A 7,400-nucleotide genomic window follows, 5' to 3' on the forward strand; every position below is an offset into this window, starting at 1 on the left:
ATCGCACGACCTGCTTGCGCCGCTCGTGCAACTGCTCCAGCGTCGAATATCTTGCGTCGTCTTTTTCCATGCAACGTACATGAGGTCGATCACCAATAATTCAAGTATTATCGTGCCGAGTCAATAGTGCTTTGAATGTACTTCAGCAACCTTTCCAAGTTGCTGCGAATGATTTCATGAGAAGTCTTCTCCAACTGTGACACGGTGAGCATAGGAACAACAAAGGTTACTGCGATCTTGCGATCAAACCTGGCTCCTGTAGCAACCGATCTCGCAGCATCCGCAATCGCTTTTTCATCAACGCGATCAAGCCTCGTAGTGGACTCCGAGATAAGCGGAACACGGAGAAATTTGGCTTCGAGTTCATGATGTCGTTTATCGCGCCAGATCCGTAAGTCAGATCGGCCTTGATATACATCATCGCCGTCTTCCGACGCGAACTTTTTCGATCTGCACTCTTCAAGCGCTACCCATCCGTTCGCAACTGCCGATGCTGAAAGCAGGCCGACATTTGTTCGTTCTTTGTACGCATACACAGCGTGTTGGCCGTCCGTTACTCGAAAACCGCGCTCAACAAGGAACACCCAATGTTCCAAGAGCTCTCGCCAGTACTTGTAACGAGAGACGACATTAACCTGCGACGGATAGGAGAACTGGTTCATGAGGCATAACGTTAAGTGTGGATCACTAATGACGGAAAGCTTTCCGTCGTGACGGAATATATTCCATCAAATAGGCTGTATAAAATACCAGCTACATGTGTTATGCTGATTTCCATCAATGGCTTGTCCAAATTTAGTGGGGCCTGAAATGTCGTCAATTCCGTCATCGCCGGATTCGGGGTCGGCGCCCCGGCTGCTGGAGCAAGTTCGCGGCCGCATACGGTTCTTGCACTACAGCCTGCGAACCGAGCAAGCCTACCTGGATTGGATTAAACGATTTATCCGGCATTTTGGCAAGCGTCACCCGCGTGACATGGGCGCGGCCGAGGTCAGCGAGTTCCTGACCCATCTGGCGGTGGCCGGGCAGGTCGCGGCATCGACGCAGAACCAGGCCAAGAGCGCCCTGCTCTTCCTTTACCGCGAGGTGCTGGATGTCGAACTGCCCTGGCTCGACGACGTCGAGTCGGCAAAGGCGCCGCGCCGCTTGCCGGTGGTGCTGTCCCGCGCCGAGGTGGCGGCGCTCCTGGCGCGGCTCGACGGCACCAGCGCGCTGGTCTGCCGGATGCTGTACGGCACCGGCTTGCGCATCATGGAATGCCTGCGCCTGCGGGTGAAGGATGTCGATTTCGAACGCGGCGAGATCCTGGTGCGGGACGGCAAGAGCTTCAAGGACAGGGTGACGATGCTGCCAGCCAGCATCGCCCCGGCCCTGCGCGAACAGTTGGCGCGAGTGGCCGAACTGCACCGGCAGGACCTGGCAGCGGGGCACGGTGCGGTCTGGCTGCCTTACGCGCTGGAGCGCAAGTATCCGAACGCCGCCCGGGAGTGGACCTGGCAATACATCTTCCCCTCGGCCAATCTGTCGGTCGATCCGCGCGCGGAGGTGGTGCGCCGCCACCATGTCTCGGACCAGGCGGTGCAGCGCGCGCTCAAGCTCGCCGTTCGCGCGGCCGGGATCGCCAAACCGGCGACGCCGCACACCCTGCGCCACAGCTTCGCCACCCACCTGCTGGAGGCCGGTTACGACATCCGCACGGTGCAGGAACTGCTCGGCCATTCGGATGTATCGACGACCATGATCTACACGCACGTGCTGAACAAGGGCGGGCGCGGCGTCAGAAGCCCGCTCGACGGACTGGACGGCAAAGTCCTGCGCGAACCGGCGGCGGAATACCGCATCGCGGCCTGATCCCCGGCCAATCGCCGTACCGCCGGCACCGACTTATCGTGCGGCGCTCTCAGCGCACCTTGATCTCGGTCCACATCCGCGACAGCGCGCGGCGCAGTTTCGGGTCGAAATCGCGCAGCATTTCCAGGCGCTTGAGGTCCGGCGCCGGGGGGAAGATGCCGGGGTTGGCGGCGATCCCGGGCAGGATGTGGGCCATGGCGGCGGCATTGGGGTTGCCGGCGCCGATCAGGTTGGACAGGTCGGCGGCGTTCCTGCCGTCGAGCATGAAGTCGATGAACTGGTGCGCCAGGTCGGGGCGGCGCCCGGATTCGTGCAGCACGAAACTGTCCACCGCCAGCACGGCGCCCTCCTTCGGCGTGGCGAAGCCGATCGTGAAGGGGCGCCTGGCGGCCAGCGCGTCCTGCTGGGCGCGGAACATGTCGTTGCTGTAGCCGTGGGCGACCCAGATGGTGCCGATGGCCAGGTCCTTGATGTAGGTGCTGTTGGAAAACGCCGCCCAGTACGGCTTGGCGCGCAGGATCAGGCGCTTTGCCTCGCCCCACTTCTGCGGGTCATGTTCCTGCACGGAATGGCCGAGGTAGCGCATCGCGGCGGCCATCAGCTCGCGCTGGCTGTTGAGCACGGTGACGCGGCCCTTGATCCTTTCCAGGTATTTCGGCTCGAAGATCAGCGCCCAGCTGTCGGTGGGCAGGCCGAGCTCCTGCATCTTGTCGGCATTGAAGCCGAGCAGCGTCACCGAGGTGGCATAGGGCACGGAATGGCGGTTGCCGGGGTCGTACCAGGCGTTCAGGAATTCCGGCTTGATGTTATTCAGCCGCGGCAGTTGCGCCTTTTCGATGGGGCGCAGGGCGCGGCGGCGCACCAGCGATTCGACGGCGTTGCCGGTGGGCACGAGGATGTCGTAGCCGACGGCGCCGGCTTCCAGCTTGGCCAGCATTTCCTCGTTGTCGGAGTAGTAGTCCTGCTTGAGCCGGCAGTTGCAGTGCGCCTCGAAGCGCTTGACCGTCTCGTCGGAGATGTAGTTGTTCCAGTTGTAGAGGTAGAGCGTGCCGGCGGCGCTCAGTGGCGGGCTGGCCAGCCATGGCGCGACGGAGAGCATCAGCGCAAGAAATCGCCGCCAGCGATACGGCGACGACTTCACGCACGCCCCTTCAGCACATCCGGCGCGAAGCGGCTGGCGGTCAGGATCAGCGTCAGGGTCAGCGCCATCAGCAGCGTGGACACGGCATTGACCTCGGGTGTCACGGCGACCTTGATCATGGAGTAGATCTGCAGCGGCAGGGTGTTCACGCCGACGCCGGCGACGAAGAAGGTGATGACGAAATCGTCGATCGAAAGCGTGAAGGCCATCAGGAAGCCGGCCAGCAGCGCCGGCAGGATCAGCGGCAGGGTGACGCGGCGGAAGGTGGCCCAGGGCGTGGCGCCGAGGTCGCGCGCCGCCTCGAAGATGCTTTCGTCCATGCCGGCCAGGCGCGCGCGCACGATGACGGCGACGAAGCCGATGCTGAAGGTGACGTGGGCGACCAGGATCGAGAGCAGGCCCAGCGAGAGGTCGAGCACCTGGCGGAAGAACAGCAGCAGCGAAACGCCGAGCAGTATCTCCGGCATCGCCACCGGGGTCAGCACCAGGAAGGGCAGCCAGCGCGGCCGGTAGCGGTGTATGGCGAGCCCGGCCATGGCGCCCAGCAGGGTCGCGATCGACGCCGACATCAGCGCGATCAGCAGCGAGTTGGCGGCGGCGCGCAGCATGTCCTCGTCGTGCATCAGCTTGGCGTACCAGCGCGTGGTGAAGCCGGCCCATTCGGCATTGAGCATGGAGTCGTTGAAGGAGAAGATCACCACCACCGCCAGCGGGATGTAGAGGAAGGCGTAGACGGCGAGCGATGCGGCCCACAGCCAGAACCGGGCCTTGTTCACGCTTGCTTCCCCGCGAGCCCTTCGACACGCCTGCCGCGCGGGCTGCTCAGGGCGAACGGCATCACGCGCATGGACGTTCGTGTTGAGCCCGACGAAGGATGGACGGCCCTCCGCTTCACGATACCGCCTCCGTGCCGTGCAACCCGCGCCGCGCCGCCCAGGCCGCGAGGGCGGCAAGCAGAAGCACGCAGGCCGTGAGCAGGATCGACAGCGCCGAGCCCAGCGGCCAGTCGCGGTTGTCGAGGAACTGTTCCTTGATCAGGTTGCCGATCAGGATGTCGCCGGTGCCGCCGAGCAGCTCGGGCACGGCGAACATGCCCAGCACCGGGATGAAGACCAGCGCCGAGCCGGAGAAGATGCCGGGCAGCGAGAGCGGGAAGGTGACGCGCCAGAAGCGCGTCCAGGCGCCCGCGCCGAGGTCCTGCGCGGCTTCGAGCAGCGCCGGGTCGTGCTTTTCGAGGTTGGTGTAGAGCGGCAGCAGCATGAAGGGCAGGTGCGTATAGACCAGCCCGACGATCACGGCGAAGGGCGTGTACAGCAGGCTGGCCGGGCCGAGGATCATGATCCAGGCATAGATGCGCACCAGGAAGTTGCTGGCGAAGGGCAGGATCACCAGCAGCACCAGCAGGTCGCGGCGCTTCTTCGGGCTCCGCGCGATCAGCCAGGCCAGCGGATAGGCGAGCAGGATGCAGATCAGCGTGGTGAGCCCGGCGACGAAGAAGGAGCGCGCGAAGATCTCAAGGTAGATGACGTCGCCCAGGAGGAAGCGGTAGGCATCCAGTGTCAGCCCCGCCAGGCCGTCGATGGGCGCGAGCCCGCCGAACTCGCCGGTTTCGCGGAACCCGGCCAGCACCACGATCAGCGTCGGCAGAAGAAAGAAGACGACGAGGAACAGGCCGGGCGGCAGCGTCACCACCCATTTCGTCAGGCCGGCGGGTCGGCTGCGGATATCAGTCACGAAGGAAAACCCCCGCGTCGTGGCGCCAGCAGATCCAGACGGCGTCGCCGACTTCGTGGAACTTGGCGCGGCCGGGCGCGGCATTGGGCATCAGCGCCTCGACCGGCACGCCGTTGGCCAGCTCGACCTTGTACAGCGTGACGTCGCCCAGGTAGAGCAGTTCGCGCACGCGGCCCTCGAAGCGGTTCTTGAGGTCGGCGGATTCCTTGTGGCCATGCACGCGGATCAGCTCGGGGCGCAGCGCGAACACGCCGCGCTCGCCCACCGCGATGGGCCGCGGATCGGTCGCCGCGATCTCGCCCAGCCCCGGCGCATGCAGGCCGAGGAGGACCTTGCTCGACGCGGTCACTTCGACCTCGAGCAGGTTGATCTTGCCGATGAAGTCGGCGACGAAGCGATTGGCCGGCTGGGTGTAGAGCCGGTCGGGCTCGTCGAGCTGCTCGACGCGGCCGTCCTTCATCACGGCGATGCGGTGCGACAGCGCCAGCGCTTCCTGCTGCGAATGGGTGACGAAGACGAAGGTGATGCCGACCTCGCGCTGCAGGGCGATCAGTTCGATCTGCATTTCGACCCGCAGCTTGGCGTCGAGCGCCCCCAGCGGCTCGTCGAGCAGCAGCAGGCGCGGCTTGTTCACCAGCCCGCGCGCCAGCGCCACGCGCTGCTTCTGGCCGCCGGAAAGTTGGTGCGGAAAGCTCGCCGCCTTGTCTTCGAGGTGCACCAGCGCCAGGGTTTCGGCGACGCGGCGCCGTATCGCCGGCGCCGACTCTTTGGCCATTTCGAGCGGAAAGGCGATGTTGCCGGCCACCGTCATGTGCGGGAACAGCGCGTAGCTCTGGAACACCGTGTGCAGCGGCCGCCGCTCGGGTGGCACGCCGGCAAGCGACACGCCGTCGAGCAGGATCTCGCCTTCGTCCGGCGCATCGAAGCCGGCGATCATGCGCAGGATGGTGGTCTTGCCGCAGCCCGACGGCCCCAGCAGCGTGAAGAATTCCCCCGCCTCGATCGCCAGCGAAACATCCTTAACCGCCTCGAGCGCGCCGAAGCGGCGGGTTACGTTGCGGATTTCAAGCAGGGCCATGCGGCTATTGAACCGGCATCAATGAACTTGAAACCACCGTTCGGGCTGAGCCTGTCGAAGCCCTGCGCGGCTGCGCGCGTGGCTTATCCGTCCGCGTTGATCGTTGTTATGAGTTCCTGCAACACGTGGTCGGCCTTCTCGTTGGCGATCTGGCAGGTGCCGGCGTTTTCGTGGCCGCCACCGGCATAGAACAGCATCAGCTCGCCGATGTTGGTGTTCGAGGTGCGGTTGAGGATGGACTTGCCGACGGCGAACACGGTGTTCTGCTTCTGCACGCCCCACAGGACGTGGATGGAGATGTTAACTTGCGGGAACAGCGCGTAGATCATGAAGCGGTTGACGGCGAAGATGATCGGCTCGCGGCGCAGGTCGAGCACCGCAAGGTTGCCGTGAACCCTGGTGCAGCGCCGGATCTGCTCCTTGGCGATCTCGGCATGCTCGAAATAGAGGTCGACCCGCTCCTTGACGTCGGGCAGGGCGAGGATGTCATCGATGCCGTGAGTGCGGCAGTAGGCGATCAGGTCCATCATCAGCTGGTAGTTGCTGACGCGGAACTCGCGGAAGCGGCCGAGGCCGGTGCGAGAATCCATCAGGTAGTTGAGCAGCACCCAGTCTTTCGGGTCGAGGATCTCCTGGCGCGTGAAATTGGCCGAGTCGCTCTTGTCCACCGCGATCATCATCGCGTTGAACGCCACCGGGAAGCGGCTCTTGCCGCCGAAGTGCTCATACACCACGCGCGCCGCCGAGGGGGCGTCGGGATACATGATGTGGTTTGGGCGCTCGCCGGGATTGCGGAAGGTTTCCGACAGGTGGTGGTCGAAGGCGAGGTACACGCCCGGCACGAAGGGCAGGTTGGTGGTGATGTCGCGCTCGCTGATCTCGACCAGTCCGTCCTGCATGTCCTTGGGATGGACGAACTTGATGTCGTCGATCATGTCCAGCTCGTTGAGCAGGACGGCGCAGGCCAGTCCGTCGAAATCGCTGCGCGTCACGAGGCGGTATTTCTTATTGGACATTTGATTCCCCAGAATTGGCGTCAATTGAGAAGGTAAGGTTTAACAATGGGATGGTTCGCTGGAGATACCGAGCGTAGCGAGCCGACTGGGAACCCCCCGCGAGGGGGGCGAAGGGGGGCGGGCCGAGCTTGCCCGCCCAAGGTAAGTCAAGGGTGCGCGAGTTCCACGTTTTGAGGGTGGCTATCGGAGCCATGGGTATCAATTCTAGTCCAGAGTGATGAGCTTGCCATGCGCCGCGTAGAACACCGCCAGCCGCCGTGGCAAGGCTTCGCCGGCGAACAGCGCGGCATAGGATTCGAGCTGCGCGCGGTAGCCTTCGGCATGGGCCGCCAGCCGCACGTCATCGGCGTCCGGCCCGAGTTCGGCGGTCTTGTAATCGACGATCCAGCGCAGGCCGTCCTCGACGAAACTGCGGTCGACCACGCGCGTTTGTGCCGTGCCGTCAGCGCCGACTCTTGCGATGGCCAGTTCGGCGCCGGCATCGCCGCGCGGGCGCAGCACCCACTGACCGTCCCGGCTTTCCAGTGTGGTCGCCAGCAACTGCGCGGCGCGCGCGGCGCCCCGGCGCGCCTCGGCGTCG

General features: G+C 64.3%; 7 protein-coding genes and 1 pseudogene. 1 reads left to right on the forward strand and 7 read right to left on the reverse strand.

Going from position 1 to position 7,400, the window contains the following annotated elements; all coding sequences use genetic code 11:
- Nucleotides 1–107 precede the first annotated feature (107 nt).
- A complete protein-coding gene (locus J0M27_RS20870) occupies nucleotides 108–662 on the reverse strand; it encodes a hypothetical protein (RefSeq protein WP_294996500.1) in 555 nt (184 codons plus the stop codon).
- Between the two features lie 148 nt (nucleotides 663–810).
- Here J0M27_RS20870 and J0M27_RS20875 point away from each other — a divergent pair, with 148 nt between their 5' ends.
- Nucleotides 811–1,851 carry an integron integrase gene (locus J0M27_RS20875; RefSeq protein ID WP_294996503.1) on the forward strand — a complete coding sequence of 347 codons (1,041 nt, stop codon included), beginning with the start codon at nucleotides 811–813 and terminating at the stop codon, nucleotides 1,849–1,851.
- Between the two features lie 49 nt (nucleotides 1,852–1,900).
- Here the strand turns inward: J0M27_RS20875 and J0M27_RS20880 are convergent, their stop codons facing one another.
- The 6 genes and pseudogenes from J0M27_RS20880 to J0M27_RS20905 form a co-directional block, all read right to left on the reverse strand.
- Nucleotides 1,901–2,992, reverse strand: a complete 1,092-nt coding sequence (locus J0M27_RS20880) for a spermidine/putrescine ABC transporter substrate-binding protein (RefSeq protein WP_294996506.1) — start codon at nucleotides 2,990–2,992, stop codon at nucleotides 1,901–1,903.
- Entirely contained in the window at nucleotides 2,989–3,768 is a 780-nt protein-coding gene (locus J0M27_RS20885; protein ID WP_294996509.1) for an ABC transporter permease, read from the reverse strand. Before J0M27_RS20885 ends, J0M27_RS20880 begins: the two co-directional genes overlap by 4 nt.
- Before the next feature lie 115 nt (nucleotides 3,769–3,883).
- Nucleotides 3,884–4,726, reverse strand: coding sequence for an ABC transporter permease (locus tag J0M27_RS20890; RefSeq protein WP_294996512.1), 843 nt, complete (start codon nucleotides 4,724–4,726; stop codon nucleotides 3,884–3,886).
- A complete protein-coding gene (locus J0M27_RS20895) occupies nucleotides 4,719–5,804 on the reverse strand; it encodes an ABC transporter ATP-binding protein (protein WP_294996515.1) in 1,086 nt (361 codons plus the stop codon). The genes J0M27_RS20890 and J0M27_RS20895 overlap by 8 nt, the downstream gene beginning before the upstream one ends.
- An 83-nt stretch (nucleotides 5,805–5,887) precedes the next feature.
- Nucleotides 5,888–6,820, reverse strand: coding sequence for an exopolyphosphatase (locus tag J0M27_RS20900; RefSeq protein ID WP_294996517.1), 933 nt, complete (start codon nucleotides 6,818–6,820; stop codon nucleotides 5,888–5,890).
- Nucleotides 6,821–7,024: 204 nt separating this feature from the next.
- Nucleotides 7,025–7,400, reverse strand: a pseudogene (locus tag J0M27_RS20905) (DNA helicase); the annotation flags it as partial.

Source organism: Sulfuritalea sp. (genome assembly GCF_017302275.1).
In the GTDB taxonomy this organism is placed as follows: domain Bacteria; phylum Pseudomonadota; class Gammaproteobacteria; order Burkholderiales; family Rhodocyclaceae; genus Sulfuritalea.

What these genes read in the sequence shown, in the direction of transcription:
- J0M27_RS20900 (WP_294996517.1), bottom strand. Translation starts at nt 6,820, where the DNA reads ATGTCCAATAAGAAATACCGCCTCGTGACGCGCAGCGATTTCGACGGA.
- J0M27_RS20870 (WP_294996500.1), bottom strand. Translation starts at nt 662, where the DNA reads ATGAACCAGTTCTCCTATCCGTCGCAGGTTAATGTCGTCTCTCGTTAC.
- J0M27_RS20875 (WP_294996503.1), top strand. Translation starts at nt 811, where the DNA reads ATGTCGTCAATTCCGTCATCGCCGGATTCGGGGTCGGCGCCCCGGCTG.
- J0M27_RS20895 (WP_294996515.1), bottom strand. Translation starts at nt 5,804, where the DNA reads ATGGCCCTGCTTGAAATCCGCAACGTAACCCGCCGCTTCGGCGCGCTC.